27 protein-coding genes and 1 tRNA gene are annotated in these 26466 nt (G+C 33.3%); all 28 read left to right on the top strand.

Annotation, left to right across the window (positions count from 1 at the left end):
• Position 1 precedes the first annotated feature (1 nt).
• The 28 genes from BLS22_RS05920 to BLS22_RS06050 all read left to right on the top strand — a co-directional run bounded on the left by BLS22_RS05920 (position 2) and on the right by BLS22_RS06050 (position 26455).
• Positions 2 to 343 carry a small basic family protein gene (locus BLS22_RS05920; protein ID WP_090551976.1) on the top strand — a complete coding sequence of 114 codons (342 nt, stop codon included), beginning with the start codon at positions 2 to 4 and terminating at the stop codon, positions 341 to 343.
• 296 nt (positions 344 to 639) lie between these two features.
• Positions 640 to 1734, top strand: a complete 1095-nt coding sequence (gene ftsZ, locus BLS22_RS05925; RefSeq protein ID WP_090551979.1) for a cell division protein FtsZ — start codon at positions 640 to 642, stop codon at positions 1732 to 1734.
• Between the two features lie 235 nt (positions 1735 to 1969).
• On the top strand, positions 1970 to 2869 hold the full coding sequence (spoIIGA, locus tag BLS22_RS05930) for a sigma-E processing peptidase SpoIIGA (RefSeq protein ID WP_090551983.1): 900 nt from the start codon (positions 1970 to 1972) through the stop codon (positions 2867 to 2869).
• Positions 2870 to 2933: 64 nt separating this feature from the next.
• Positions 2934 to 3638, top strand: coding sequence for an RNA polymerase sporulation sigma factor SigE (gene sigE, locus BLS22_RS05935; RefSeq protein ID WP_408633663.1), 705 nt, complete (start codon positions 2934 to 2936; stop codon positions 3636 to 3638).
• Between the two features lie 162 nt (positions 3639 to 3800).
• Positions 3801 to 4574 (top strand): RNA polymerase sporulation sigma factor SigG, encoded by a 774-nt coding sequence (sigG, locus tag BLS22_RS05940; RefSeq protein ID WP_090551989.1) that lies wholly within the window; start codon positions 3801 to 3803, stop codon positions 4572 to 4574.
• Positions 4575 to 4678: 104 nt separating this feature from the next.
• Positions 4679 to 5011, top strand: coding sequence for a YlmC/YmxH family sporulation protein (locus BLS22_RS05945; protein WP_090551992.1), 333 nt, complete (start codon positions 4679 to 4681; stop codon positions 5009 to 5011).
• Positions 5012 to 5122: 111 nt separating this feature from the next.
• The gene (nrdR, locus tag BLS22_RS05950; RefSeq protein ID WP_090551995.1) at positions 5123 to 5590 is read left to right on the top strand and encodes a transcriptional regulator NrdR; all 468 of its coding nucleotides are present in this window, start codon (positions 5123 to 5125) and stop codon (positions 5588 to 5590) included.
• Positions 5591 to 5827: 237 nt separating this feature from the next.
• Entirely contained in the window at positions 5828 to 6649 is an 822-nt protein-coding gene (gene pgeF / locus BLS22_RS05955) for a peptidoglycan editing factor PgeF (RefSeq protein WP_244269479.1), read from the top strand.
• 138 nt (positions 6650 to 6787) lie between these two features.
• Complete coding sequence (locus BLS22_RS05960; protein WP_090551998.1) at positions 6788 to 7477, top strand: response regulator; 690 nt, start codon at positions 6788 to 6790, stop codon at positions 7475 to 7477.
• An 8-nt stretch (positions 7478 to 7485) separates the two neighbouring features.
• A complete protein-coding gene (gene pnpS, locus BLS22_RS05965) occupies positions 7486 to 9246 on the top strand; it encodes a two-component system histidine kinase PnpS (protein ID WP_090552000.1) in 1761 nt (586 codons plus the stop codon).
• A 175-nt stretch (positions 9247 to 9421) separates the two neighbouring features.
• Complete coding sequence (locus BLS22_RS05970; protein WP_090552003.1) at positions 9422 to 10147, top strand: DUF1614 domain-containing protein; 726 nt, start codon at positions 9422 to 9424, stop codon at positions 10145 to 10147.
• Complete coding sequence (gene spoIIP, locus BLS22_RS05975) at positions 10137 to 11312, top strand: stage II sporulation protein P (protein WP_090552006.1); 1176 nt, start codon at positions 10137 to 10139, stop codon at positions 11310 to 11312. The genes BLS22_RS05970 and spoIIP overlap by 11 nt, the downstream gene beginning before the upstream one ends.
• Before the next feature lie 14 nt (positions 11313 to 11326).
• Positions 11327 to 12247, top strand: a complete 921-nt coding sequence (locus BLS22_RS05980; protein ID WP_090552010.1) for a YIEGIA family protein — start codon at positions 11327 to 11329, stop codon at positions 12245 to 12247.
• A 38-nt stretch (positions 12248 to 12285) separates the two neighbouring features.
• Positions 12286 to 12480, top strand: coding sequence for a capping complex subunit for YIEGIA (locus tag BLS22_RS05985; protein WP_090552013.1), 195 nt, complete (start codon positions 12286 to 12288; stop codon positions 12478 to 12480).
• A 9-nt stretch (positions 12481 to 12489) separates the two neighbouring features.
• Positions 12490 to 12762, top strand: a complete 273-nt coding sequence (locus BLS22_RS05990; protein ID WP_176762077.1) for a DUF3189 family protein — start codon at positions 12490 to 12492, stop codon at positions 12760 to 12762.
• 28 nt (positions 12763 to 12790) lie between these two features.
• Positions 12791 to 13246 (top strand): DUF3189 family protein, encoded by a 456-nt coding sequence (locus tag BLS22_RS05995; RefSeq protein WP_143011258.1) that lies wholly within the window; start codon positions 12791 to 12793, stop codon positions 13244 to 13246.
• Between the two features lie 115 nt (positions 13247 to 13361).
• Positions 13362 to 14693, top strand: a complete 1332-nt coding sequence (locus tag BLS22_RS06000) for a DUF512 domain-containing protein (RefSeq protein ID WP_244269480.1) — start codon at positions 13362 to 13364, stop codon at positions 14691 to 14693.
• A gap of 20 nt (positions 14694 to 14713) precedes the next feature.
• A complete protein-coding gene (gene der, locus BLS22_RS06005; protein WP_090552027.1) occupies positions 14714 to 16039 on the top strand; it encodes a ribosome biogenesis GTPase Der in 1326 nt (441 codons plus the stop codon).
• The gene (gene plsY / locus BLS22_RS06010) at positions 16040 to 16627 is read left to right on the top strand and encodes a glycerol-3-phosphate 1-O-acyltransferase PlsY (protein ID WP_090552030.1); all 588 of its coding nucleotides are present in this window, start codon (positions 16040 to 16042) and stop codon (positions 16625 to 16627) included.
• Between the two features lie 13 nt (positions 16628 to 16640).
• Positions 16641 to 17672 carry an NAD(P)H-dependent glycerol-3-phosphate dehydrogenase gene (locus BLS22_RS06015; RefSeq protein ID WP_090552035.1) on the top strand — a complete coding sequence of 344 codons (1032 nt, stop codon included), beginning with the start codon at positions 16641 to 16643 and terminating at the stop codon, positions 17670 to 17672.
• Positions 17673 to 17873: 201 nt separating this feature from the next.
• Positions 17874 to 19352, top strand: coding sequence for a stage IV sporulation protein A (spoIVA, locus tag BLS22_RS06020; RefSeq protein WP_090552041.1), 1479 nt, complete (start codon positions 17874 to 17876; stop codon positions 19350 to 19352).
• Between the two features lie 136 nt (positions 19353 to 19488).
• Positions 19489 to 19565, top strand: a tRNA-Pro gene (locus BLS22_RS06025).
• A 543-nt stretch (positions 19566 to 20108) separates the two neighbouring features.
• Positions 20109 to 20681 (top strand): NfeD family membrane protein, encoded by a 573-nt coding sequence (locus BLS22_RS06030; protein ID WP_090552044.1) that lies wholly within the window; start codon positions 20109 to 20111, stop codon positions 20679 to 20681.
• Between the two features lie 128 nt (positions 20682 to 20809).
• Positions 20810 to 22249 carry a flotillin family protein gene (locus BLS22_RS06035; protein WP_090552047.1) on the top strand — a complete coding sequence of 480 codons (1440 nt, stop codon included), beginning with the start codon at positions 20810 to 20812 and terminating at the stop codon, positions 22247 to 22249.
• Positions 22250 to 22754: 505 nt separating this feature from the next.
• Positions 22755 to 22997 carry a LexA family protein gene (locus BLS22_RS06040; protein WP_176762078.1) on the top strand — a complete coding sequence of 81 codons (243 nt, stop codon included), beginning with the start codon at positions 22755 to 22757 and terminating at the stop codon, positions 22995 to 22997.
• A 705-nt stretch (positions 22998 to 23702) separates the two neighbouring features.
• The gene (locus tag BLS22_RS06045) at positions 23703 to 24680 is read left to right on the top strand and encodes a polysaccharide deacetylase family protein (protein ID WP_090552056.1); all 978 of its coding nucleotides are present in this window, start codon (positions 23703 to 23705) and stop codon (positions 24678 to 24680) included.
• Positions 24681 to 24895: 215 nt separating this feature from the next.
• A complete protein-coding gene (locus tag BLS22_RS15075) occupies positions 24896 to 25057 on the top strand; it encodes a hypothetical protein (RefSeq protein ID WP_176762079.1) in 162 nt (53 codons plus the stop codon).
• A gap of 135 nt (positions 25058 to 25192) precedes the next feature.
• Positions 25193 to 26455 carry a biotin/lipoyl attachment domain-containing protein gene (locus tag BLS22_RS06050; RefSeq protein ID WP_176762080.1) on the top strand — a complete coding sequence of 421 codons (1263 nt, stop codon included), beginning with the start codon at positions 25193 to 25195 and terminating at the stop codon, positions 26453 to 26455.
• Positions 26456 to 26466: the final 11 nt, after the last annotated feature.

Consider the following 26466-nt stretch of genomic DNA (forward strand, 5'->3'; position numbering starts at 1 on the left):
AATGTTATTTGCAATCATTGGTCTAATGTTGGGAGTTTTTTTAGGTTTATATTTACCCATCACTTATCCAGCCACCTATTCTCTATATATTTCTGTAGCGATTTTAGCAGCACTTGACTCTGTTTTTGGAGCCTTAAGAGCCAGTGTTGAAAATAAATTCAATACAAATATTTTTGTTTCTGGTTTTTTCGGCAATGCTATATTGGCTGGATTTTTAGCATATATAGGTGATCGCTTAGGGGTACCCCTATATTATGCAGCAATTTTTGCCTTTGGTGTAAGGTTGTTTCAAAACTTTGCTATTTTGCGGAGACATCTATTGGAAAAAATACAATCCCGATAAGTATATAAATTTTTGAAAAATTTATATACTTATTTATAAATGAAAAAAGGAAAAATAAAGTTTTTGTTGAATTTATAAATTATAAAGGGTTTCCGTATTAAGATAAGATAGAATGAGGTGCTATATTGACAAGCTATTCTGTCAATATAGCTAATCTATAGATTTTATATTAATTATAGCCCTACGACCTATGGATAAAGAAAGAAAATTATGGTAAAGTTGAAAAAATTACATTTATTAACGAAATAACAACTGTGATCAAAACAGGGTATTTACATAATTAAGGGGGTAATATTGTGTTAGAATTTGACGTAGATATGGATCAATTTGCTCAAATTAAAGTAATTGGCGTTGGAGGAGGAGGTAACAATGCTGTTAATCGCATGATAGAAACAGGACTTAAAGGTGTTGAATTTATCGCCATTAACACAGATAAACAAGCATTATTTACCTCGAAGGCTGAACATAAAATACAAATAGGCGAAAAATTGACAAGAGGATTAGGAGCAGGGGCCAATCCTGAAATTGGAAAGAAGGCTGCTGAAGAAAGTAGAGAAGATATTCATAAATTACTCCAAGGAGCTGACATGGTTTTTATTACTGCTGGCATGGGTGGAGGAACAGGTACAGGTGCTGCTCCTATTGTTGCCGAAGTAGCTAAGGAGTTAGGTATCTTAACTGTTGGTGTAGTAACAAAGCCCTTTACTTTTGAAGGCAAGAGAAGAATGCTCCATGCTGAACAGGGAAGTCAAGAGTTAAAGAATAGAGTAGATACTTTAGTAACAATTCCAAACGATAGATTGTTACAGGTAATAGAAAAAAAGACAACGATGTTAGATGCCTTTAGAATAGCAGATGATGTTTTAAAGCAGGGTGTCCAGGGGATATCGGATTTGATTGCTGTTCCTGGATTAGTAAACCTTGACTTTGCAGATGTTAAAACTATTATGAAGGAACAGGGCTTAGCCCATATGGGAATAGGAAGAGCTAGTGGAGAAAATCGAGCTGCAGAAGCAGCAAAGCAGGCTATACAAAGTCCGTTACTAGAGACCTCTATACAAGGAGCTAAAGGGGTATTATTAAACATTACTGGAGGATCTAGCTTAGGATTATTTGAAGTGAATGAAGCAGCAGAGCTGGTAACTCAAGCTGCTGATCAGGATGCTAATATTATTTTTGGTGCTGTTATTAACGAAGAGTTAAAGGATGAAATAAGAATTACAGTTATAGCAACAGGCTTTGAGCAAGGCCTAGTTAAAAATCCCGATAATCCAAACAGAAGCACTTTACAGGAAGCTACTAGTAATAAAGAAGTGGCAGCAGGGGAAAGTAAAGTAAAACAAGTAGATGAATTGGATATCCCTATCTTTTTAAGACGCAATAATAAATAAATAAAATTAAACTGTACAAATAGAAATAGACCTGTAATTTACAGGTCTATTTCTATTTGTACAGTTTTGAGAATTTCCCCCATTACATTTTTCTTTATAAACCTTAGAACAAACAACTTTTTCGACTTCACAAAATGACAAAAAAACTAATATATATTTTATATAATATACATAAATCACCTTGAGAGTGAATATTTGTATATTAACAGAGTTATGTCTCTTAGGAGGAAGTAGAATGGTAGTTTATGCAGAGTATGTTTTTTTAGAAAATTTCATTATGAACTTTATAATATTATCCCTTACATCTAAGTTTGGGAAATATCCAACAAAAAAAATAAAACTACTGATTGCTTCATCTATTAGTGCTTTGTATGCTTTTATAATTTTTTTTCCATCCTTACATTTTTTGTTTTCTATTATTATGAAAATAGCCTGTTCTATGATTATTATCGTTTTAGCATTTACTCCTTATAAATTCAAAGATTTTTTTAGATTGGTGGGGGTTTTTTATACAATCACCTTGATTTTTGGTGGGGCCGGATTTGCTATTTTTTACTTTACCAATTTTAATGGGATTATCAGTAATGGAATTTTTTATATTACCAATATTTCTATAAAAAATATTTTTATTGCCGGTGGAGTAGGTTATATTCTTATTAATTTTTGTTGGGGTTATATACAAAAACAGCTGTCTAAAGAAAAAATATTGATGAAAATAAAAATTGAAATTGATGGTATAATGACAGAACTTACTGGAATGGTGGACACAGGGAATTCTTTGGTAGATCCCATAAGTCAGTATCCAGTAATCATTGTAGAATACGATGCTATTGTGGATTTATTGCCTATAGAAATACAGAAAATATTTAATTGTGCTGGAACCCCAAATTTTACTCAAATAGCTGTATTGTTAAATAGCAGCAGTTGGACAACAAGACTTCGAATGATTCCCTATAATGCGTTAGGAACTGAAAATGGTATGCTCATAGGCTTCAAACCTGATTATGTTTCTATTCAGCAGAAAGAAAATATGAAAAATGTTAAAGATATAATTATTGCTGTCTACAACAGAAAATTATCCAAAGCAGGAGAGTACAGAGCACTGTTACATCCTGATTTAATAGAAACATATTAGAAAAGTTATTAAGGAAACCTAGGAGGTATACAAAATGAAACAATCTTTCATAAAATACAAGCTAATGTACCGATATTACTCTATTAAAATTTTAAAATATCTAAAATTATTTTCTGAAGAAACGATTTATTATATTGGTGGGAATGAGACTTTACCCCCTCCGTTGTCTAATGATGAAGAAAATTTTTTGATTGAAAAATTAAAGGATGATAAGAGTACGGTAAGAACTATTTTAATTGAAAGAAATTTAAGATTAGTAGTTTATATAGCTAGAAAATTTGAAAATACTGGTGTAGGGGTGGAGGATCTGATTTCCATTGGTACTATTGGTTTAATCAAGGCAGTTAATACCTTCAATCCAGAAAAAAATATTAAATTAGCAACCTATGCTTCAAGATGTATAGAAAATGAAATTTTAATGTATTTGAGAAGAAATAGCAAAGTAAGGATGGAGGTTTCCTTTGATGAACCCTTAAATATTGATTGGGATGGTAATGAATTGCTTTTATCAGATATATTAGGAACGGATAATGATATTATTTATCGATTTTTAGAAGAGGAAATAGATAAAGAACTGTTAAAAGTTGCATTAGATAAATTATCCAAAAGAGAAAAAAGAATTATGGAACTTCGTTTTGGTTTAAATAATGGAAAGGAAAAAACACAAAAAGAAGTTGCAGATATTTTAGGAATTTCACAATCTTATATTTCTAGACTAGAAAAAAGGATTGTATCTAGGTTGAAAAAAGAAATCAATCGTATGGTTTAGAAGGTATTTGTTAAAGCGACATTTGTCGCTTTTCTTTATGATGATGCAATTTTTAATTTATATAAATATTTTATATAAATTACATCTGCATAAAATTAGTTAATAAGTCAATAATCTTAATATTAAAGGGGTAATTCAAAGTGAAAGGACTGAGATTTTACAATGCATATCAATAAAGTAGAAATTTGCGGAGTAAACACATCAGAATTACCAGTGCTGACCAACGATAAAATGTATCAGCTGTTTAGTCGTATTAAACAGGGGGATTATGCCGCAAGAGAAGAATTTATAAGAGGTAATTTAAGGTTGGTATTAAGTGTTATACAAAGGTTTAACAATAGAGGAGAACATGTGGATGATCTGTTCCAAGTAGGTTGTATTGGCTTAATTAAAGCCATCGATAATTTTGATTTAAGCCACAATGTAAAATTCTCTACCTATGCTGTTCCGATGATTATTGGGGAAATAAGAAGGTATTTACGAGATAATAATTCTATTCGTGTTAGTAGATCCTTGAGGGATACTGCTTACAAAGCATTACAAATAAGAGATCAACTAATTAATAAAAACTCAAAGGAACCAGTTATTTCTGAGATTGCACAACACTTAAACCTACCTAGAGAAGATGTAGTTTTTGCTTTAGATGCTATTCAAGATCCTGTTTCTTTATTTGAACCTATTTATCATGATAGTGGCGATGCTATCTATGTTATGGATCAAGTCAGTGATGAAAAAAGTGAAGACGAAACATGGATTGACGGAATAGCCATAAGAGAAGCTATGCAAAGGTTAAATGAAAGGGAAAAGCTTATTTTAAACTTAAGATTTTTTGAAGGAAGAACCCAGATGGAGGTAGCAGAAGAAATTGGTATTTCACAGGCTCAAGTTTCTAGACTAGAAAAAACAGCAGTAAAACATATGCGAAAATATATTTAAAATCACCCCCAGGGGTGATTTTATTTTTTTTAGTCATAAAATAGGAGGCAAGTCTATAAATATGTTGTATAGTACTTAAGATTATAAAATTTGGAGGGGAGAATATGATTAGAGCATCTGATTTAACGGAAAAGGAAGTTATTAATATAACTGATGGAAGAAGGATAGGGTTAATTACTGATATAGATGTAAATTTAGAAAAAGGAAAAATAAATGCTATTATTGTACCAGATAATGAAAAAGTTTTTGGATTGTTTGGTAAAGAACTGGAAAATGAGATTACTTGGGCTGAGATTAAGAAGATCGGCATAGATGTTATTTTAGTAGAAGTAAAAGGGAACATAGAGCCCCATATAGGGTCTTATATGAAAGAGAATGATATAGATAACGATAATACATCTAAATATAATGGCTTTGAAAAAAATAATAAAAAGTAAAAATAGCTATATTGTAAAAATAAAAACAAAATTAATTAGACATATTATCACCCATCGATTATAATAAAATATAATAAAACCATGGAATGATAATATGGGGGTGAACAAAGGATGAATTGTCCCTTTTGTGGTCATCATGAATCAAAAGTAGTGGATTCAAGGCCGACTGACGAAGGTCAATCGATTCGTAGAAGAAGAGAGTGTATTGACTGTGGTCGTAGATTTACTACCTATGAAAAGGTTGAAGAACTACCTTTGATTGTTATTAAGAAAAGTAGAAACAGAGAGGCTTTTAATCGTAATAAGTTATTAAATGGTATTATTAAGTCTTGTGAGAAAAGACCAGTAGCTCTACAGGATATAGAAAAAATTGTAGATGAGATTGAAAAATATCTTTATAATTCTATGGAGAAGGAAATAAAGACAGAGTTTATTGGGGAATTAGTTATGGACCAGCTTAAAAAGTTAGATGAAGTTGCCTATGTTCGATTTGCATCTGTATATAGGGAATTTAAGGATATTAATACCTTCATGGGGGAATTGAGAAAACTATTAAAAGAAAAAACCCGGGAGTTTTAGTAAAAAGAGGAGGTTAAATTTAACTTCCTTTTTTCTTTAGAAAAAAATCCTTTATCTTTTACAACAAATCAATAACTATAGGGAATAACTATTAGATAAAACGGGACTTAATTCATAAGTAGACAGCTAAAAGTTTGTTTTTTAACCTTCGTGTTAGGTACTTAGTCTATTTATTTATAAGCAACGGCAGTCTTAGCAATAGACCTAAGGATAAATTTTATAAATTCAATTGAGGGAGTGAGAATACTGGGCTTTAAAATTATTGAAGAAAAAGGTACAAAAGTTGTAATCATGGAAGAATTTGAAAAAACAAATATAGTTAAACATGGCTTTAGCACAAGGTTAGGTGGAGTAAGTAAAGGGGCGTATACTACATTAAACTTAGGATTAAAGACTAAAGATAACAAAGAAGATGTTATAAAAAATATAAATTTTTTTTGCAAAACAATAAACACAAGTTTTTGCAACCTAGTTTTGGCAGATCAAGTACATGGTGACAGCATAAAAATTGTAACACAGGAGGATAGGGGGAAGGGTATTCATTATAAAAGAGATTATGAAGGGATAGATGGACTTATTACCAATCAACGAGGTTTAGCACTTATGACCTTTCATGCTGATTGTGTACCCTTGCTATTTTTAGACCCTGTGATGAAGGTAGTGGCTGCTTCCCATGCTGGCTGGAAGGGTACGATGATGAAGATAGGACAAAAAACCGTTGCTAAGATGATAAAAGAGTTTGGTTCTAATCCTCAAGATATTTTGGTGGGCATAGGACCCTCCATCGGTCAGTGCTGCTATGAAGTATCGGAGGATGTAATTAAAAAGTTTAACACAAATTTTACACAACCCTGTAACTTTGCTATTGCAACTACTGGGGAGAAATACTTGTTAAACCTGTGGGAGGCCAATAGACTCCAATTGGAGGAAATAGGGGTATTACATAGAAATATAATAGTGAGTAATATGTGTACTGCTTGTGGGGAGGATTTATTTTACTCCCATCGCAGGGATAAGGGACTTACCGGCAGGATGGCTTCTATTATTCAGTTAATATAAAATGAGACTTAATTCAGAGGGAGTTTTTACCCCTCTGAATTGTAGCCAAATTTACTTCGAGGATGTAGTGCTTGATCTGCCGCTTGCAGAAGCCGGCGTCTTAGCAATACACGGAAGGATAAATTAGGAGGGAGATGCATGAGTAGAAGGACTATATTGGTGGTTGATGATGAAGAACATATCCTAGAGTTAATTAAGTTTAATTTAGAGAAAAATGGCTTTGAAGTGTTGACCAGTGACAATGGAGAACAAGCACTGGAGTTGCTTCAAAATAATGTTGTTGATTTAGTGATCTTAGATTTAATGCTTCCTGGAATAGATGGATTGGAAGTTTGCAAAGGAATTAGGCAGATAGATAATTTTAAGAAGCTGCCAATTATTATGGTTACAGCTAAGGGAGAAGAAACCGATAGGATTTTAGGTCTTGAGTTGGGTGCAGATGATTATGTTACAAAGCCCTTTAGTGTCAGGGAATTAGTGGCTAGAGCAAAGGCTGTTTTGCGTAGAGCAGAGGATACAATAAAGGATAATATAAAAACTTTAAAGTTGAAAGATATTGTTATTGACCTAGAAAAACACGAAGTAACAGTAAATGGACAACTGGTGGTACTTACCTTGAAGGAATTTGAATTACTAAAGATTTTAATGAAAAACAAAGGAAGGGTTATGTCTAGAAATGTGTTACTAGATGAAGTATGGGGATATGATTATTTTGGCGAAACGAGAACTGTAGATGTTCACATAAGACATTTAAGAAGAAAAATAGGCGATGATGAAACCGGAAAATACATAGAAACCATAAGAGGTGTAGGCTATAAAATGAAGTAGGTGAGGAAATGCAAAAAAAAATATTTGTTATTTTTTTCGTAATTTTATTAGTAGGAATATTACTAACAGGTTTTTTATCTTTAAGCCTTATACGTTCCAGCTATATTCAGCAATTGGAACAAAAATTAATTTCAAATGGTAGATTAATTGAAGAGTTTATAATAGCAAATGATCTTCAGTTGCTTTCCCAACAATTCCAACAGAAGATGGAGGATTTAGGAGATCAAATAGATGCTAGAATAACTATTGTTGATAGTAAAGGTATGGTTTTGGTTGAAACCTTTAAACATGAAGGATATATTGAGAATCATAGAGATAGGCCAGAAATTCAACGGGCTTATGATGGAGAAATTGGTAAAACTATACGTTATAGTAGCACTGTAGATTTAGATATGCTTTATGTAGCATTGCCAGTACAATTGGAAAAAGAGATAATCGTTGTAAGGTTAGCTGTAAATTTATTAGAAATTAAAAAAATTAATCAAACACTGTTCTATTATATAGCTATGTCTATAGCTTGCGGTCTTATAATTTCTACTTTAATAGGTTATCGATTTATTGATAAAATCATGGATCCTATTAAAGAAATAACAGAGGCATCCAAAAAAATGGCTTTAGGACGGTTAGGAGTTCGAACCCATGTTACTTCTAAGGATGAAATAGGAGAATTGGCAAATCATTTTAATCATATGGCTGATAGATTAGAGGAAACAATAGAAAAGCTATCGGATAGCAACACAAAGTTTAAAGGACTACTAACTAGTATTATTAATCCTATTGTTGCTATAGATAACAAGAAAAATATTTTATTACTAAATGCTGCTGCTGAAAAGTTATTTAATATAAAGGCGAAGGATGCTATAGGAAAGCATATTTTAGAGGTTGTTAGAAATAATCAACTGGATGAAGAAATTGAGAGGGTCTTTAATAACAATATAGAAACTCAAATAGAAATTAACATGAAAGATCCCATCGATAAAATATTAAAAGTCTACACAAATCTAATTAAGTTAGAAAATGACCCTACTAAAATGATTGGTCTCGTTGCTTTAATGGAGGATGTAACAGAAATAAGGAAGTTAGAAAAAATCCGTTCTGATTTTGTAGCTAATGTTTCTCATGAGTTAAAAACACCATTAACGTCTATAAGTGGTTTTGTAGAAACCCTAAAATCAGGAGCCATAGAGGATGAAGACACCAAAAACCGATTTTTAGATATTATTGATATAGAAACCCAAAGACTGGCGAGATTAATAGATGATATTTTAACCCTTTCAGAGATAGAAAGTTCTCAGCACAAAATGTTAAATCAACAAATACTTTCTAGTGAGGTATTAAAAGAAGTAGAAGAAATGATGGAACCAATTGCCAGTAATAAGGAAATACAGTTAACCTTTACAATAGATACAAATCTGCCAATGATTTATGGTAACAGAGATTGGTTTAAACAAATGTTCATTAACTTGATCGATAATGCTATTAAATATACCCTTAGTGGGGGAAAGGTTCAATTGACAGCCTATAAAAAATACAATAATATCATAATATCTGTGAAGGATACAGGAATAGGTATTCCTAAAAAGGATATACCGAGACTATTTGAGCGATTTTATCGTGTAGATAAAGCAAGGAGCAGAAAGGTTGGAGGAACTGGTTTAGGGCTGGCCATCGTAAAACATATTGTACTATCTTTAAAGGGTAAAATAAGAGTAAATAGTGAGCAAGGAAAAGGCACTGAGTTTACCGTGATTATACCAATTGAAGGTTGAGATATTCTTAATTGAATATCTCTTTTTTAATTTTGAAAATTATCCTTAACTTGGATACTTAGTAAACTTATTCTAAAGCTTTAGATAGATTAGGTTTTTGAATAGTTTCATAAAGTGAAGGGAAATATAAAAACAAGTCAGGATAATACTAACTTTAAAATAAGGAGGAAAATTTATGTCAATAGGACTGATTCTATTAATTATAGTGTCGATATTGATTTTTGCAGGTGTAGCAGAAAGGGTATTGGATCGATTAAGGTTGAGTGATAAAGCAGCCATAGCTATTATTATTGCAATTGTTGTTTCAACCATATTTATTCCTAATATCAATATCACACAAAATGTATCGATTAACATAGGAGGATTCGTAATTCCCGTAGCATTGGCCATATACCTATTCATTAAGGCTGATACAGGGAAAGAAAGATGGAGAGCTGTTATAGCAGCAGTAGTGGCAGGGGCTGCTATCTATGGAACTCAAAGGTATATTTTGCCAGCAGAACCTGAGGCTCAAAATATAGATCCTAATTATGTATATGCTATATTAGCTGCCATTATAGCTTATGTTTTAGGCCGTTCTAGAAGAGGAGCCTTTATTGCTGGAGTAATGGGTGTTGTTATCAGTGATGTAATACAAATGGTATTAAATAGTATTAATAATATACCAGCTCCTACTAGGTTTGGGGGAGCAGGTGGTGTAGATACTACTGTAATAGCAGGTGTAGTGGCGGTCTTATTAGCTGAGATCGTAGGTGAAGCTAGAGAACGGTTACAGGGAGGAACAGCTAAAAAGGACTTGCATTTTGAAAAGGGTCATTTTGTTAGCACATTAGGCAAAGACGAAAAAAATTCCCATGACAAAAACACAAAAGATGAGAGAGGTGATAAGGATGAAAAATAAAACTACTTTATTACTTATACTGTTAGCAGTTTTACTAGCTACACCAACAATCTATGCTGATGATTGGTACAGTGAATATGGTAATTATTATAGAGTGTACAATGTAGAAAACAATCAATTGTTATTTACAACTGCCAGAGAGGTTTCAAGAGGTGATCAATATTTAAGTAGTGATAATAAGATGTATCGTGTAGTTAGAGTAAATGGAAGAAATCATTTGGCCTATGCAGAATTTATGGAGGATGTCCAACTACCCAAAATCAATCAGCAGGCATTACAGGAAATTCAACTTGCCTTACAAGAAGGAGGATTAGATACTTTTCTTTTAGCCCAAGAGAATGGAGAAGAGGAAGGAAATATAGAAAGAAGAGTAGGCTTATATACCACCCATAGTGCAGAAGCTTATGTACCCACAGATGGCTCAGAGAGTATTGAAGAAGGTGGAGGAATCAAAAAAGTAGCAGAACAATTAAAGAATAGCTTTGAAGCCAATGGTGTAGAGGCAATTTTTGATAATACAAATCACATACCCCATGATGCAGGAGCTTATAAGCGTTCAAGAAGAACAGCAACCCAATTAATGAGGGATCATGGTGTCGGCGCCCTTATTGATGTCCATAGAGATGCTGTTCCTGTAGAACAGTATGCTACAGAAATAGAAGGTGAAGAAGCTTCTTTAGTGAGATTAGTTGTAGGAAGGCGGAATCAAAACTTTGCAGCAAATGAAGAATTAGCAGTACAGGTTAAAGCAGTAGCTGATGAGATGAGACCTGGCCTTATCAAGGATATATTCTATGCAAAGGGTGACTATAACCAAGATCTAACCCCTAGGGCTATGTTAGTTGAGATGGGGACCTACCAGCAACCTAGGCAACTTCCTGAGAGATCAGCTGGGTATTTAGCAGAGGTAGTGACAACTGCTTTATTTGGGGGGGTTGTTGAAGATACAGAGGCTACTGAGAAAGGTGCTGCTCCTCGAGAGACGCCAGGAGCCCAAGCAAGTAATCGAGGTGGAGGAATCGGAACAATAGGCCTTATCGCTGTTGTGGCCATAGGTGGATTTGCATTTTTATTCTTAAGTAGTGGGGGGAAAGAATGGAAGTCAAAACTATCTAATTTTAAACAAGAATTTGCTAACTTCCTAGGGAGAAGAAAAAGAAAATAGGTGGGTGCTTTGAATTGGATAAACATTTTATTACAATTGCCATATCAATAATTATGGGTGTTATAGCTAGAACCTATATGATGAAAATAGATTATAGGCAGTACCCCACCTACCCTCAGGCCTATTTATCTCATTTTACTTTAGGGGTAATAGCAGCAGGACTAGGTGCAGTGGTTATTCCGGCAATTACTGAAAAAGAGTACGTTGCAATTACGTTTCTAGCTATAGCAGCTCAGCATTTTAGAGATGTAAGAAGTATGGAAAGAGAAAGTTTGGATAATATTGAACCTACAGAACTTGTTCCAAAGGGAACTGCATACATAGAAGATATTGCTAAAACCTTTGAAGCAAGGAACTATATGGCGATTATAACAGCAACAGCAACAGGAACAGCCATGTATTTAGGAAATTTATTAGAATTTTCCATTTTAATGAGGGTTATACTGGGAGTTATTGTTGGCGCTATTGTGATTATATTACTAAATAGAATGCTTCAAACACGACTTGTTGAGGATATTGCAGATGTAAAGGAAGCAAAGATAACCTTTGAAGGACCTATTCTAACAATAGCTGGTGTAGGTGTAATGAATATAGGGTTAAAGGAGTCTAGAGAAATCTTTTTAAAAAGTGGTATAGCGGTTGAAATTATTCCAAGGGATAAAAATGCAACAGCAGTTTTATCGAATGCCGGCCAGAGACAAGCTATACAACATAATGCTGCTATTCAACTAGGAATACGAAAAGATATGGATGAACCTGATTTTACCCCTATAGCAAGACGGAACCCTAACAACGGCAATATCGTAATGGCTATCGTAGCTATGGAACCTAATATAGAGTGCTTAATTGAAGCTGTAAACAGAACCCCTGTACTAGAGTCATCAAAACGAAAGCCGCTGGATTCATATGTAGGTAAAAAAGTGAATTACAAATAAATTTTTTAAAAGCTACTGAACAACGGGAGGCTATATTTATGGAAATTGGTATTAAAGAGTTTATTATAGCAATTGTTACAATGAATAAAGAAATGGTAAATAGTTCTGGTGCACCTATATTTTATGCTAGTGATGAAGAACAGCTAGAGAGGTTATCTCTATTAATAGCAAAAACTACAAGAGGTATGGTCCATGATCTAGAGGGAGGAACATATATCATTGTAAAACATTAGGTGATGCATATGAAAATAATTTATACTTATAAAAAGGATGTTTATGCAGCCTATAGAGCTGCATATCTTCATTTAAGGTTAAACCCTAGTTTAATACCTAAACCTATTAATAAACTGAAGGATATGAATAAAGAAGTAAAACTCTATTATGCAGGTTTAGATGAGGAATTAAATGAAGTCTATATAGCTAATGGTGGAAGAAATATTACTATTTTTAATAATGTTATTAAGGGGGTAGGAAATATTTATCAAGAGGAGATAAAAATTATTAATTTTGATTAATTTTGATAAAAGGACTGATAATATTTGTATGAATATAATATATAGTTGCTTTGGAGGTGCCCATTCTTCTATTGTGACAGCAGCTATCCACATGGGATACTTACCTATAGATAGACTACCATCACAAAGGGAAATATTAGGAGTTCCCTTTTATGATAAAGCCCAAAATGAAGAAATAGGAATTCCTCTTCATATGGGAGTAGACGAGAAAAACAATGTTATCTATATAATGGGGCTAGGACACAACCGAGATTATTACACTAAAATGACTTATGAGTTTTATAATGAAATAATGCCCTCATCTAAAAAAAATCTTCTAATTATCAACGTTACTTCTTTGCTCAATAATTCTACTAGACTTGGGGGCTTTATGTCTAGACGTTTAAATTTAATAAATATAGGAAGACCTTTAACTGTCCATGGTATTCTGAAAAATTACAACTATTTCACAAAATTAGTGAAGGAGGTAAAGGGAAAGATTTAGCAAAAGGTTCTTGACCATCTTTGAAACAAAATGATAATATTATTTGATGGTAAAAAAAGTTTTTTATGATATAATATTAGCATCAGGTACTAAAATAATAAAAGTAGGTGTTGTTTTGAAGGAATCAACGGAAAAAAATATCATTAGTAAGGTTTATCCTGATAGCATAGCTGAAGAGGTAGGAATAGAGGTAGGGGATATTTTATTAACTATTAATGGAGAACCAATAGAGGATATCATTGAATATAAGTTTTATTTAGGGGATGAATACTTAGAAGTAGAGATCGAAAAGCCTGATGGTGAGCAGTGGATAATTGAAATTGATAAGGATTATGATGAGGATTTAGGAATGGAGTTTGAAAATCCTATTATTGATCAAGCTAGAAGCTGTAAAAACAAATGTATGTTTTGCTTTATTGATCAATTACCTAAGAATATGAGAAAAAGCTTATATTTTAAGGACGATGATTCGAGGTTATCCTTTTTACATGGCAATTATATTACTTTAACCAATATGAAGGATGAAGACATTGATAAAATTATACAATACAGAATTAGTCCTATTAATATATCTGTCCATACTACCAATGGTGAATTAAGGAAAAAAATGTTAAACAATCCAAAGGCAGGAAACATCCTAGATACATTGAAAAAATTAGCTAAAAATAATATTGAGATGAACTGTCAAATTGTATTATGCCATTGTATCAATGATGGAAAGGAATTAGATAAAACCATAAAGGACTTAGGGAATTTGAGTGATGCTGTTAATAGTGTTGCAGTGGTACCGGTGGGATTAACAAGATATAGAGAAAAACTTTATCATCTAGAGCCATTTAACGAGGAAACATCAAAGAATACTATTGAGCAAGTAGAAAAATGGCAGAAGTTATTTTATAAAACATTAAAAAGGAAATTCGTCTATTTATCCGATGAGTTTTATCTATTGGCAGACAGGGCTTTTCCAGCCTATCAGGATTATGATGGCTTCCCTCAGTTGGAAAATGGTGTAGGAATGGTAGTGAAGTTCAAGGAAGAATTTTATAGCCACTTAGATGGATTAGAAAATCTTAGATTTGAAGGACCCCGAAAAGTAACGATATTAACTGGAACATTAGTATATAAAGAGATACAACAGATGTGCGATGACCTAATGGACAAAGTGAATAACCTTATGATACAGGTAATACCAATTAAAAATGAATACTTTGGTGGACAGGTGTCAGTAACAGGATTAATAACAGCTACAGATATATTAAAAACTTTAAAGGGAAAAGATTTAGGGGAAAATATATATATTCCAGAGTCTATGCTGAAGTCAGGGGAAGAAGTATTTTTAGATGATATGACTGTAGAAGATATAGAAAAACAATTAAATACTAAAATACACATATGTCAAGTAAAGGGTAGTGACTTGATTGATAGAATTTTAAATAAAAAATTATAGAAAAGTAAGAGGTGAAGGGTATGGCAAAGCCTATTGTAGCAGTGGTGGGAAGACCAAATGTTGGAAAATCAACACTTTTTAATAAAATTGCTGGAAAGAGGATAGCAATCGTAGAGGATGAACCAGGAGTTACAAGAGATAGAATTTATACTGAAGTAGAATGGTTAAATTATAAGTTTACCTTAATTGATACGGGTGGAATTGAGCCCGAATCGGAGGAAATTATACCAGCTCAAATGAGAAGGCAAGCAGAGTTAGCTATTGAAACTGCTAATGTCATTGTTTTTATGGCGGATGGGAAACAAGGGCTTACTGCTTCCGACAGAGAAATTGCTGATATGCTTAGAAAGTCAAAAAAACCTGTCATATTGGTTTTAAATAAAGTAGATACAAAGGAGCAATCTCCCCACTATTATGATTTTTATGAAATAGGTTTGGGAGATCCTATTGAAGTATCCTCCGCATTGGGCTTAGGTATCGGGGATTTACTAGACGAAATTGCAAAAAACTTTCCCGATGGAGCAGGAGAGGATTATGACGAAGAGGTTATGAAAGTAGCCATCATAGGGAAACCTAACGTTGGAAAATCATCTATTATCAATAAAATATTAGGAGAGAATAGGGTTATTGTTAGTGATATTGCTGGAACCACCAGAGATGCTATCGATACTCCCTTTACTGATGGAGAAGATCAATATGTTTTTATTGATACAGCAGGTATAAGAAGGAAAAGTAAGATAAAAGAGTATGTAGAACGATACAGTGTCATAAGATCACTGGCAGCTGTTGAAAGGGCTGATGTGTGTCTATTAGTAATTGATGCTAAAGAAGGGATTACAGAACAGGATAAAAGAATTGCTGGTTTTAGTCATGAAAATGGTAAAGGTCTAATAATTGTTATTAATAAGTGGGATTTAATTGAAAAGGAAACCAATACCATGAATCAATTTACAAAGGATATTCGTCAAGAACTATCTTTTTGTGAATATGCACCTATTCTATTTGTGTCAGCTGTAACAGGGCAGAGATTAATGAAAATATTAGATAAAATTAAATTTGTAGCAAATCAAAATGCCATGAGGATTCCTACAGGAACATTAAATGAGGTAATAGGAGAAGCTGTATTATTAAATCAACCGCCGTCTGATAAGGGCAAACGACTTAAAATATTTTATGGTACTCAAGCATCTGTTAAACCTCCTACCTTTGTGTTATTTATTAATGACAAGGAATTGATGCACTTTTCTTATCAAAGATATATTGAAAATAGAATCCGTGAAAATTTTGGATTTGAAGGAACACCTATAAGATTTATTCATAAGGAAAAAGCAGGAGGTGACAAATAGGTGCAACTTCTCGTTATACTGGTGGCGTATCTACTAGGAAATTTTTCAGCATCCTATATTATAGGTAAACTAACAGCAAATATCGATATTAGAAATTATGGTAGTGGTAATGCTGGTACAACCAATGTTATGCGAACTTTAGGCTATAAAGCAGCGGTGATTACCTTAATTATTGATTGCTTAAAAGGTGTATTAGCTGTTTATATAGCCAGACGGTTAGGAACAGAAAATCTAGCGTTGGTTGCTGGTGTTGCAGTAGTATTAGGTCATAACTGGCCCATATTATTAGGTTTTAAAGGTGGCAAGGGAATCGCAACAACAATAGGGGTAGGATTAGCTATTCATACATCAGCCGCGTTAATATGTATTGTCATTGGAATTATTATTCTTATTTTATTTAAATATGTTTCATTAGCAGCTATTATTGCTATTACCCTACTACCTATCATTTTAGCATTTGAAGGCCGTAACTATTTTTTGTTTGGTTTGATTTTATGTGCTTTAGCAATATATAGACATAGAGAAAATATTCAACGCCTACGGAATGGCACTGAAAGAAAAATCACCGAAAAACTAAAGGTAAAATAAAGGGGAGTTAGATATGAACTGTTATTCAATAGCTGTTTTAGGTGCTGGGAGTTGGGGGACGGCTTTAAGTCTAGTTCTTAACAGTAATAACCACTCAGTAAACCTATGGATGAGAAATAAGCAACAATATACCAATATTAGTGCAACAGGAGAAAATACCAAGTATTTGCCCCAGATCAAGATACCTTCTACTATAAACCTTTTTACAGATTATATAAAAGCCATTGAAAATACCGATATTATTTTATTAACTGTACCTACACAAAAAGTCAGGGAGGTTATTCAAAGCATTAAACCCTTTATAAAGCCCCATCAAATTATAGTTAATGCAGCTAAAGGAATAGAACAAAAGAGTCAATTAAGAATATCTCAGGTTATCCAAGAGGAGTTACCCAATCAACCCTATGCGGTTCTTTCAGGTCCCTCCCATGCTGAAGAAGCAGCTAGAAATATGCCTACAACAGTTGTAGTGGCTTCTGAAAAGAAAAGCACTGCAGAACTTGTACAGGAGGTATTTATGACTGCCCAATTTAGGGTATATACAAACCCTGATGTAGCAGGAGTGGAACTAGGAGGAGCACTTAAAAATGTTATTGCTTTTGGTGCTGGAATAGCTGATGGACTGGGTTTTGGTGATAATGCTAGAGCAGCCCTTATGACAAGGGGAATTCGTGAAATTGCACGATTAGGCAATGCTATGGGAGCTAATATCTCCACCTTTGCTGGACTTTCAGGTATTGGAGATTTAATCGTTACCTGTACCAGTATGCATAGCAGAAATCGTCGAGCTGGTATTTTGATTGGAAAGGGCAAAAATATGGAACAAACTTTACAAGAAATAGGTATGGTGGTGGAGGGTATTACCACCACCAATGTAGCTTATGAATTGGCTATTAAATACGGTATAGACATGCCCATAACAGAAGAAATATACAAGGTCTTATATGAAGGTAGAAATCCACGAGATGCTGTTGCTAATCTTATGACAAGAAGTCGTAAACATGAAATGGAAGAAATCGTTGATACTACTAATATTGATTGGTAATACTCATATAATTTATTAAAAAGAATCCCTAAAGGGGTTCTTTTTTTATGATAAACTTAAAAAAGTAGCATAAATTTCCATATAGAAAAATATAAAGTAGTAAATGGACTGAGCTGTCATAATTTTGAGGAGAAATCATATATTTATAGTGTTATAAAATATGGATACATAGTATTTATCTATATAATAAGGAGGGATAGAATGGAAAAATATAGTATATACAGGGATATAGCACAACGTACCCAAGGTGATATTTATATAGGTGTTGTAGGACCTGTTAGAACAGGTAAATCTACCTTGATTAAACGAGTGATGGATTTATTGGTTTTACCTAATATAGAAAACACCTATAAAAAGGAAAGAGCACAGGATGAGCTTCCACAAAGTGGTTCAGGAAAAACCATTACTACTACAGAACCTAAGTTTGTTCCTAATGAGGCTGTAGAACTGGTACTAAAAGAAAACGCATCCTTTAAGTTAAGAATGATTGATTGTGTTGGCTATTTAGTAAAAGGGGCTTTAGGACATCAAGAGGAAGGACAGCCAAGAATGGTAAATACTCCATGGTTTGAAAAACAAATACCATTTGAAGAAGCAGCAGAAATTGGTACAAGAAAAGTTATTCAAGAGCATTCTACCATAGGATTAGTTGTAACTACTGATGGCTCCATTACAGATATCGAGAGGGAAAGCTATATTGAAGCAGAAGAAAGGGTTATTAATGAGTTAAAAGAAATTGACAAACCCTTTGCAATTGTTTTGAATAGTAAATATCCACATTCGGAAGAGGCTGAAGCTTTAAGAGATAGCCTAGAAGAAAAGTACGGTGTTTCTGTAGTAGCTAAGGATTGTGCTAAAATGGATATTGACGATATCCATGAAATTTTAGAAAATGTCTTATTTGAGTTTCCTATTACAGAAATTAATTTTAATCTACCAGGCTGGTTAGAAAGCATTGAATCTACCCATTGGTTAAAGTCTACAATCATGAAGGGAATCAAAGGCATTGCTGGAGAAACAAGAAGACTTAAAAATATTGAAGGGATGTTGTCAGGATTAAAGGAAATTGAGAATATCAAGAAAGTAGCCCTTGAAAATATTAAGATGGGAGAGGGTAGTGCTTTAATAGAGTTAGCTACAGATGAGGGTTTGTTCTATAAAGTTATGGAAGAGAAGACGGGGTATAATATTGAAGGAGATCATCAGTTAATAGGATTAATTACTGAACTAGCCAGAGCAAAGAAGGAATACGATAGAGTAGAGAAGGCTTTGATGGATGTAAAAGAAATAGGATATGGTTTAGTCCCCCCAGCTTTAGAAGAACTAGCTCTTGAACAGCCGGAAATATTTAGACATGGCAATCAATTTGGTGTAAAACTAAGGGCTAATGCGCCATCTCTACACTTTATTAGAGCAGATATTGCAACAGAAGTATCACCTGTGGTTGGTACAGAAAAACAAAGTGAAGAATTAGTTAAATATCTATTAGAAGAGTTTGAACAAAATCCAGAAAAACTATGGGAAACCAATATGTTTGGTAAATCTCTTCATGATTTGGTTAAAGAGCAATTACAAAATAAGATCAATACAATGCCAGATGACACAAGAATTAAACTGCAAAAAACATTACAAAAAATTATCAATGAAGGTAACGGCGGTTTTATTGCTATTATCTTATAAGGATTTTTTTCTAAATGTTAGGACGAAAACGTCATAAAATAGGGGTATAGATGTATACCCCTAAAATTTTATGGCAAAAATACTTGACAATAACATAAAATCGACATACAATGTAATATGTAGTTTAATTAAATAACTGGCTGTGGCGCAGTTTGGTAGCGCGCCAGACTGGGGGTCTGGAGGTCGCAGGTTCAAGTCCTGTCAGCCAGACCAGTTCAAACCTGTATTTTCAATGAATGCAGGTTTTTTTACTTTTTGCAGAAAAAAACAATTAGATAGTTGGTCAATGTTATTAATAAAGGATCAACACTGAAAGAAGAAAGCTTAGCTCAAGTAGTAGATAGATTGAGAAGTTTAGTGGGATAAGCTAAAAGTCAGGGAGGATTAATTTTTCATTGAAAAAACTACTAGCAAGATTTGAAAATTAATTGTTAAAAAATATCGTTTTTTAAGAGGGTTTTGTTTTTCAAAAGGAAATAGAGAGGAGATGTAGAAATATATACATATATGTAAAATTCCATAATTCTAAATTCTAGTATCCTAGAACAAAGGGGAGCTCTATATAGAAAATGTAATCATTTTGTAATCAAAAATGTATCATTAAATTTTAGGATAGTTAATATTGTAATAGGAAGTCTATTTCATAAAAAATATAAATTGAGTCCTATGGAAAATCATTAGAAATAGAGGGCATGTAATATATTGATGTAAGCATATAAAAGCAAATATAAAATAGATGGAAAGAAGGACTGAAACATGTTTAAAGTATTTGATATATGCTTTAAAACTGGAGCACTATTTGCTGTCGTCTCCTTTGCTCTAGGTCAGATATTTAACTTTATGGGGGCAGGAGGAGATATAGATGTAGACGTGGATTTAGATGTGGATCTGGATTTTGATTCGGATACTGATTCTCACGGGAGTGGAAATACGGTTACTCCCTTAAAACCCGTAGTTATCACTGCATTTATTACTGTATTTGGAGGAGTAGGACTCATTAGCTTAAATAGAGGGATAGAATCTTTTTTAGCAACAATTATTGCTTCAGCATCTGGTTTAATTGTATCCACCTTACTTTATAAACTCGTAATCGTTCCCTTGCATAAGGCTCAAAACACCAGTGCTATTTCACAAAAAGAGCTCATTGGTCATCGAGCCAAAGTAAAATTAGAGATTAAAGCTAATGTCTTCGGAAGTATTGTATATAGTAAAGGGGGAAACACCTACTCTGCCCCTGCAAAATCAAGGGAGGGTGTGGATATTAAAAGGGGAGAAGAAGTAATCATTATTGCAATAGAAAAAGGTGTTTACTATGTAGAAAAAATATAAACTAGGGCAGTAGCTGCTGTTCAAAGATCTGCAACTAAATATATAATTATTTTTTAAAAATAATTCAACCAGTAGAGGAGGGAAAATTTTACTAAGTATACTTAAAAAAGTCAAAGGGAGGAATTTTTATGCTTATACCAATTATTATAGTTGGAGTTATTGTTTTACTTATTCTAGGTATTTTATTGATGTGGAAAAGAGTATCTCAGGACAAGGCATTGGTGATTACAGGACTTAAAAAACGTGTAATCTCTGGGGGTGGGGGATTTGTTGTTCCGCTATTAGAGAGAACCGACAAGATCTCCTTAGAAAACATGAAGATCGAAGTGAGAACAGATGGTGCTTTAACAGAACAAGGAGTAGATATTAAGGCTGATGGCGTGGCTGTTTTAAAGGTTAAATCTGATAAAGAATCTATCTTATCTGCAGTAGAGCAGTTTAATACAGGCCATGAAGCTAGAACAATAGAAGTAATAAAGGATACAGCAAAGGACGTATTAGAAGGCAAGCTTCGTGAGATTATTTCTAAAATGTCCGTAGAAGAAATCTATAAGGATAGAGAAAAATTTGCATCTCAAGTTCAAGAGGTAGCAGCTCTAGACTTAGCAGATATGGGGCTAGAAATCAAAGCCTTTACGATTCGTGATATTAAGGATGATAATGGTTATTTAATCGCCCTTGGAAAAAAGAGAATTGCAGAAGTAAAAAGAGACGCTGAAATTGCTGAAGCTGAATCCAAGAAAGAAACAAAGATTAAAACAGCTGAAGCCAATAAACAAGGGGAGCAAGCAAGGCTAATTTCTGAAACGCAAATTGCTGAAGCATCTAAGGAAAAGGAATTAAAGGTTCAAGCCTATAGAAAAGATCAGGAAACCGAAAAAGCCAAGGCTGACTTAGCCTATGAAATCGAAGCAAGTAAGGTTCAACAGGAAGTTGAAAAGGAAAAAATGCAGGTTCAAATCGTTAGAAAGCAAAAAGAAATTGAACTTGCAGAACAAGAGGCCCTTCGTAGAGAAAGAGAACTGGAAGCGACCATTAAGAAGCAAGCGGAAGCTGAAAAGTATAGCTCTGAAAGAAGGACAGATGCAGCTAAATACAAAGAAATCCAAGATGCTCAAGCATCAGCAGAATCTATTAAGCTAAGGGGGATGGCATCTGCTGAAGCTAAGAGGGCTGAAGGTATGGCAGAAGTAGATATTATTCGTGAAAAGGGTAAAGCTGAAGCTGAAGCCATGATGAAAAAGGCAGAGGCCTTTAAGCAGTACAACGATGCTGCTATTACCCAAATGATTATAGAAAAGCTTCCCGAAATTGCTAAGGCTATCGCAGAACCTTTATCGAAGACAGAGAAAATTGTTATCGTGGACTCTGGAAATGGAGAAGGAAAAGGAGCCGCGAAGGTTTCTGGATATATTACAGATATTATGGCTAGCTTACCTGAAACCGTCAATGCCTTAACTGGTACTGACTTAACCCAAATACTAAAGAGTAGAATTCACACAACTACTGAAAGTCCATCAGAGACTCAACCAGCACCAAAGATTCACCCAACTGAACAAGGGGAATAGATAAAAAAGTCTTAGCATAACTAGTGCTAAGACTTTTTTTGAGAAACAGTAAATACAAAGAATTTATTTGTTGAATGAAAAACTAAATTCCAGTGTCTAGAAGTTACCCATTTTATGCAGGATTAACTTCTATGTCAATACCTTAATAAACCAGTTTTTAGCTTTAACACCATAGATTTTAAGGATTTTCTGCACGACAAGGGGGCAACTGAAATTAGTGTGAAAGACTAAATTCCACTTTCCTTCGTGCAAGACTAAACTCTAAAAAGCAGAATTTAAATTTTCATTTTAGTTATAAATTACCTTTACTAAGAACGTATGTTCTGATATAATAAAAACAGAACATACGTTTGAATTCGGGAGGGGTAGTAATGAAGTCGATGGTATTTGTAGGAACAGTAAGGGAATTAAGACAATATCTAGAACAATGGAAAAAAACTACATCAAAGCAGGTAAAATAATAATGAATCTAAGCAAATTATGTAAGGGATGGAGGGATGTCCAAGTGAAGGGTGAACAGATAGAGATTTTAAAAGCCATTGAGAAATTTATAAGAGATAATGGATTTTACCCAACGATATGGGAAATATGTAGATTAGTAAATGTAAAATCTACTAGAGGAGTACATATGTATCTAAAACGGTTAGGAGAACTGGGAATTGTTGAAAATCAGGGGGCTTTACTTGGAACCATGAAGATCACCAAAAAGGGTAGAGATGTCATAAAGGCCTATGAAATTATAGGATGATTCTATTATGAATATAAGTATTAATCCAAGGTAGTGTTCACTTCTTCAATAGAAAGAGGGACCCTACCTTTTATTGTAGACCCTCTATTGCATAAAGAAGACAACCTATCCCCTAAACAATTCGACACATTGTGTTACTTTTTTGAAATTTCAATATTGCCTTGGTAATAGCTAAGTAATACTACAAGACAGTATAGCTACATCACTTCTTAAAAACTTGGCTTGGTTAAAAACTATTGTTGATTTTCACATTCCATGAATTCCTGAATTCTGTCATCGTGAGGGAACCAAAGGATCTTAGACTTTTCCCTATGGGCAGAGTGACAATCACTTAATATCTTGTTTATACAATATCAACATCTATCTTTAATATAGCCAAAAACTTAATTAATCTTTATATAATTCAATTGAAATGTCCTAGTATTTACTACAAGAGATTGCTGGTTTATAAAGTCATGTCGAATTTACTCTTTTTTTATTTATACGTTAATTTTAATATAGAAGAATGTCGAATAAATTGTTACAATGGAAATAGAAGGATAGATTTAAGATAAAGGGGGAGGGTAGAGGAGGCAAGTGACTGAAAGGATTACAAATAATTTAAAGTTTCTTCATAATAGCTTAACAGTTCTTCAGTGAATGTTTTAAAATGTCCGATATAATAGAGATAACAAAAGAAAACTTATACAGACTGGAGAGATTGGGATGAAAAAGTTAAGTGGAATATTAATTGCTGTGATAATGGTTATAGGACTTGTTGTAGGAGGATTTTCTTTTTCAGAAACTAGAAAACATATAACATCTAATGATTTACAAGAAATTGAAAAAGGCTTTCAAGAAGAGAAAGTCGTAGAAAATGAAGATAACCTAAAAGGTTTAGAGGATGAATTTAACGATAAAGAAGAAATGAACAAAGAAAAGGAAGAAAATAAAAAACATGAAACCATCAACACAGAAGATGGGAAAAAACCACTTCCAAACATAGGGGATTATGGACAAGAGGGTCATAAGTCTTCTAAAAAGGTATTTCTAACCTTTGATGACGGGCCCACTTCTTTAACACCTAAAATATTAGATATATTGAAGGAACATGATGTTTTAGCTACCTTTTTTGTTATAGGGAAATTAGCGGAAGATCAACCTGATATTGTACAAAGAACCTATGATGAGGGGCACATGGTTCTACCCCATTCTTATTCTCATGATTACAGCATTTATAGTACCTTTGAAACCTTTTATGATGATTTTTATAGGGCAGAAGAAGTTGTTGAAAACATATTAAACATAGAGGTACCTCCCATTTTTCGCTTTCCTGGTGGGTCCTCCAATCATAGCTCCTTTAGATATGGAGGTAAACAATTTATGCCTCAGCTTACAGAGGATATAAAAGAAAAAGGGTATTATTACATTGATTGGAATGTTTCATCTGGTGATGCAGGTCCTGATTATAATGATAAAGATAAGATGCTGAACAATATATTCCAAGGGGCAAAAAATAAAGATTTTATTGTAGTACTATGCCATGATGTTTCCTGGAATGTAAAAATGGCAGAAATATTACCCCAGGTAATCACAACGCTAAGAGAACAGGGTTACCAGTTTAGGACATTTAAAGATATTACTGAAGAAGAATTAAATAAAATGGTAAGCTTGAAAATTGCAAACAAGTCTATCGTGCGATAGAAAGAAGCGGGTTAGTAGTATACTCTAACCTGCTTTTAAAAATTAAAGCTATTCTAATTTTCACTTCATTACAAAATTCCACCCCTTCATTATATGATTAAGAACAGAATGTCAGTGTTGATTTTATTTTGTTATAGACAGGAGTAGTGGGCATATTTTTATAGTGTACTCAATATAATGGTTGTACAAATATAAATAATATGGGAGAAAAGCTTATGATTACAAAGGAGTCAATGGGTAAGAAAAGTGCTATAGCGGAGATAAAGAAACAGCAATATCGAGTTTTATACCAGGTGCTTCTGCAGATTTTAGAGTTTGCCTTGTTAATTGGCTGTTTGTTTGGATTACTTATGTTGTTCTTTGAATTGTATTATTAATAGTAAGATAGCTGCCATAAGGTGGCTTTTTCTTTTTTAGTGCCAAAGCATTACAAAATTTATCATATTCAATGAAGGATTTTAAAGGGAAATGAAGAATAAATATAATAAGAATCAAGCAGGCAGGTGATGGTTTTGGAAAAAAAAAGAAAAGCAAACAAGAGGATTTCCTTTAAAAAAGTTAGTAAATTATTTATAGGGATGATTATATTGTTATACTTTTTATCACGAGTATCTCCATTTTTTAGTCAAGCAACCAATAAGACCTATATAGCAGAGTATGGTAAAATAGAATCACTTGTATCAAGAGAAGGACTTGTTGTAAGGGATGAAAAAGTTGTTGGAACCTTAGGGGAAGGAGAAATAAACCTTGCTGTAAACATTGGAGAAAAGGTAGCAAAGGGTCAAAAACTAGCTACTATTTACTTAGATGAGGTGGATGAGAAAACAACAAAAGATTTAGAGATAATCAGTTTAAGAATAGAGAATATTAAGGGACAGCAAACCCAGCAATCAATTTTCCATAGAGATATTGAGAAAATCAATCAAGAGATAGCTGGAATTTCTAAGGAAATACAGCAAAATATAGAGGAAGGCCAATATGAAAAGATAAAAGGATTAAAAGAGAAGATAGCCCTTTTAGTGGAGAAGAAAAGTATTATCAGCGGTGAAAAAAGCTTTGCTGGTCAAAATTTAGAGCAATTGGAGAGACAACGGCAGATCCTTCAAAATAAAGTTAATGCATCTGTTGAGAAAATATATAGTGAATTTTCAGGCATAGTTGCTGTAGGCAGCGATGGACTAGAAGACATTTTAAGTTTGAAGAATATAGATGAAATTACGGGGCAACAATTAAGGGTAATTGAAAATACTTATGAGTCAGGGAGAAATAATTTACAGAAGCAGAATATAAAGATTATAAAGAGCCATCGATGGAGTATTATTGTTGAATTACAGGACTCAGAGATTGAAGGAATGGAGAAGGGAAAGACCATAAAGATAAGACAACGGGGAAATCCTAGAGAATACAATGCACTTATTAGGAATATTATTTCTGAGGAAGAAAGCAATATGGTTATACTGGATTTAAATGAGTTTATGGAAAGCTTTTATGAGGAACGAACCCTTGATCTGGATATGATTAAAAGTAGTTATGAAGGTATTATGATTCCTGAAACAGCTATTATAGAGAAAGAAGGACAAGAGGGTGTGTATCGATTAGATATTAATGGTTTTTCTAGATTTGTACCTGTTAAGGTAAAAGGAAGGAATCGAGAATATGCAATTGTTTATCATGGTTATTTTGAACATGAGGGTAATAGAGTAAACACCATAAACTTTTATGATGAAATAATAATGTATGCTGAAAAAATTTCAGAAGGCGATAAAGTACGCTAAATTAGGTAAGG

Source organism: Natronincola ferrireducens (assembly GCF_900100845.1).
GTDB classification, from domain to species: domain Bacteria; phylum Bacillota; class Clostridia; order Peptostreptococcales; family Natronincolaceae; genus Natronincola_B; species Natronincola_B ferrireducens.

Excerpts from the sequence above, each read along its gene's own strand:
- BLS22_RS05920 (WP_090551976.1), top strand. The coding sequence starts at position 2 with ATGTTATTTGCAATCATTGGTCTAATGTTGGGAGTTTTTTTAGGTTTA.
- spoIIGA (WP_090551983.1), top strand. The coding sequence starts at position 1,970 with ATGGTAGTTTATGCAGAGTATGTTTTTTTAGAAAATTTCATTATGAAC.
- sigE (WP_408633663.1), top strand. The coding sequence starts at position 2,934 with ATGTACCGATATTACTCTATTAAAATTTTAAAATATCTAAAATTATTT.
- sigG (WP_090551989.1), top strand. The coding sequence starts at position 3,801 with ATGCATATCAATAAAGTAGAAATTTGCGGAGTAAACACATCAGAATTA.
- BLS22_RS05945 (WP_090551992.1), top strand. The coding sequence starts at position 4,679 with ATGATTAGAGCATCTGATTTAACGGAAAAGGAAGTTATTAATATAACT.
- nrdR (WP_090551995.1), top strand. The coding sequence starts at position 5,123 with ATGAATTGTCCCTTTTGTGGTCATCATGAATCAAAAGTAGTGGATTCA.
- BLS22_RS05960 (WP_090551998.1), top strand. The coding sequence starts at position 6,788 with ATGAGTAGAAGGACTATATTGGTGGTTGATGATGAAGAACATATCCTA.
- pnpS (WP_090552000.1), top strand. The coding sequence starts at position 7,486 with ATGCAAAAAAAAATATTTGTTATTTTTTTCGTAATTTTATTAGTAGGA.
- BLS22_RS05970 (WP_090552003.1), top strand. The coding sequence starts at position 9,422 with ATGTCAATAGGACTGATTCTATTAATTATAGTGTCGATATTGATTTTT.
- spoIIP (WP_090552006.1), top strand. The coding sequence starts at position 10,137 with ATGAAAAATAAAACTACTTTATTACTTATACTGTTAGCAGTTTTACTA.
- BLS22_RS05985 (WP_090552013.1), top strand. The coding sequence starts at position 12,286 with ATGGAAATTGGTATTAAAGAGTTTATTATAGCAATTGTTACAATGAAT.
- BLS22_RS05990 (WP_176762077.1), top strand. The coding sequence starts at position 12,490 with ATGAAAATAATTTATACTTATAAAAAGGATGTTTATGCAGCCTATAGA.
- BLS22_RS05995 (WP_143011258.1), top strand. The coding sequence starts at position 12,791 with ATGAATATAATATATAGTTGCTTTGGAGGTGCCCATTCTTCTATTGTG.
- der (WP_090552027.1), top strand. The coding sequence starts at position 14,714 with ATGGCAAAGCCTATTGTAGCAGTGGTGGGAAGACCAAATGTTGGAAAA.
- BLS22_RS06015 (WP_090552035.1), top strand. The coding sequence starts at position 16,641 with ATGAACTGTTATTCAATAGCTGTTTTAGGTGCTGGGAGTTGGGGGACG.
- spoIVA (WP_090552041.1), top strand. The coding sequence starts at position 17,874 with ATGGAAAAATATAGTATATACAGGGATATAGCACAACGTACCCAAGGT.
- BLS22_RS06030 (WP_090552044.1), top strand. The coding sequence starts at position 20,109 with ATGTTTAAAGTATTTGATATATGCTTTAAAACTGGAGCACTATTTGCT.
- BLS22_RS06035 (WP_090552047.1), top strand. The coding sequence starts at position 20,810 with ATGCTTATACCAATTATTATAGTTGGAGTTATTGTTTTACTTATTCTA.
- BLS22_RS06045 (WP_090552056.1), top strand. The coding sequence starts at position 23,703 with ATGAAAAAGTTAAGTGGAATATTAATTGCTGTGATAATGGTTATAGGA.
- BLS22_RS15075 (WP_176762079.1), top strand. The coding sequence starts at position 24,896 with ATGATTACAAAGGAGTCAATGGGTAAGAAAAGTGCTATAGCGGAGATA.